The following is a 1,314-nucleotide window of genomic DNA, read 5'->3' on the forward strand; positions in this document are numbered from 1 at the left end:
CTCCTCAGGCTGCGCCGGCGGGTCGCGGAGCGGAAGCTGGCGCCGGAGGACGTGAAGATCTACTTCGTTGAACAGGCCGAGGGGGCCGCCACCCTGCGGAAGATCGAGGTGGACGCCCTCGGCAACCTCGACTACTGGCCACGGGGGGTTTTCGCGGAGGACTTCGAGGAGGTGCGCGCCCTCGCGGACGCGCAGGCGAATCGGATCGACGATGCGCGTTGAGATTCCCGTCGCCCTGCTGAAGGGCCGTCAGGGCGACGAGAACGCAGAGCTCGTATTGAAGCTGATCGCGTTCTTCAGGGAGGCGCGGCACGAGTGGGCGATCTCCCCGCGTGACGTGGACGCCGTCCACGCGTTCCTGGAGCGTCACCTCCCGGTCCTGGCGCAGAGCTACCTGCTGCTCGCGCAGAAGGCGAGCATGGCGCAGGCCTGGGCGCCGCACGAGGGAACCGCGGGCGTGGTCAGGGTGGCCAGCGAGACGCTCGCGGCGGACATCCGTGACCTGGAGCGGCCAGCCGTGCTGGTGGTGGAGAACGCGATCTATGACTGGCAGATGATCGAGGCGCTCGCGCGCCTGCTCGGCTGCGAGGATGTCATCGACGCCAAGGCGGGGAGTCGCCTCGGTGTGTACAACGGAGGTGGCAAGGACGGGGCGACCGCGCACGCGGTCGACCAGGCCGCGCAGTTCTCCCGTACCAAGCGTGTGGTCCTCGTCATCGACAGCGACAGCTTCCACCCCACGGACCGGACCGGTAATCATGAGAAGGCCGAAGCCGCGGCCCGCGAAGGCGTGAGCGCGCACGTCCTCAGCTTCCGTGAGATGGAGAACTACATTCCCAACCGGGTCCTGGCCCGGCAGCCGAAGAAGACCGTAGGAATGTCCTCCATGGCCAAGCTCCTGGAGTCCCTCAAGACCTTCTCGCCCGAGCAGCGAGCCCACTTCGACATGAAGCACGGATTCAAGGGGAAGCCACAGAAGGGCGCCGACCAGAAGGGGCGCCACTCCAAGAAGGCGGGGACCACCTACGTCATTCCGCCGCGCCATGGTGACCTGTACGACGAAGTGGCAGAGCAGGATCTCATCACCCTCCAAGAGGGATTCGGAACGGACTTGCCGGGTCTGTTCCTGCGAGAGGTGATGCGCGGCGGCATATCGGAGCGGGACCTGGACGGCCTGGGCCCCGGAGCGAAACAGGAATTGCGATCGATGTTCGAAACGATTCGGGGCGTGATCTGAGCATGGGAGACGTCGAGGTGGTCAAGGATATCTCCGTGGTACCGGAGGTCCACTTCCTGGAGCAGGTTCTGGAGCGG

General features: G+C 66.0%; 2 protein-coding genes. Both read left to right on the top strand.

Features of this window, described 5'->3' with window-relative positions; genetic code table 11:
* A partial coding sequence (locus tag ACPC54_RS42080; protein ID WP_498973036.1) for a DUF3696 domain-containing protein occupies nucleotides 1-222 on the top strand: 222 nt, incomplete at its 5' end.
* Entirely contained in the window at nucleotides 212-1,237 is a 1,026-nt protein-coding gene (locus ACPC54_RS42085) for a hypothetical protein (protein WP_351592666.1), read from the top strand. The genes ACPC54_RS42080 and ACPC54_RS42085, both read left to right, overlap by 11 nt.
* Nucleotides 1,238-1,314: the final 77 nt, after the last annotated feature.

The organism is Kitasatospora sp. NPDC094028 (assembly GCF_049543595.1).
In the GTDB taxonomy this organism is placed as follows: Bacteria; Actinomycetota; Actinomycetes; order Streptomycetales; family Streptomycetaceae; genus Kitasatospora.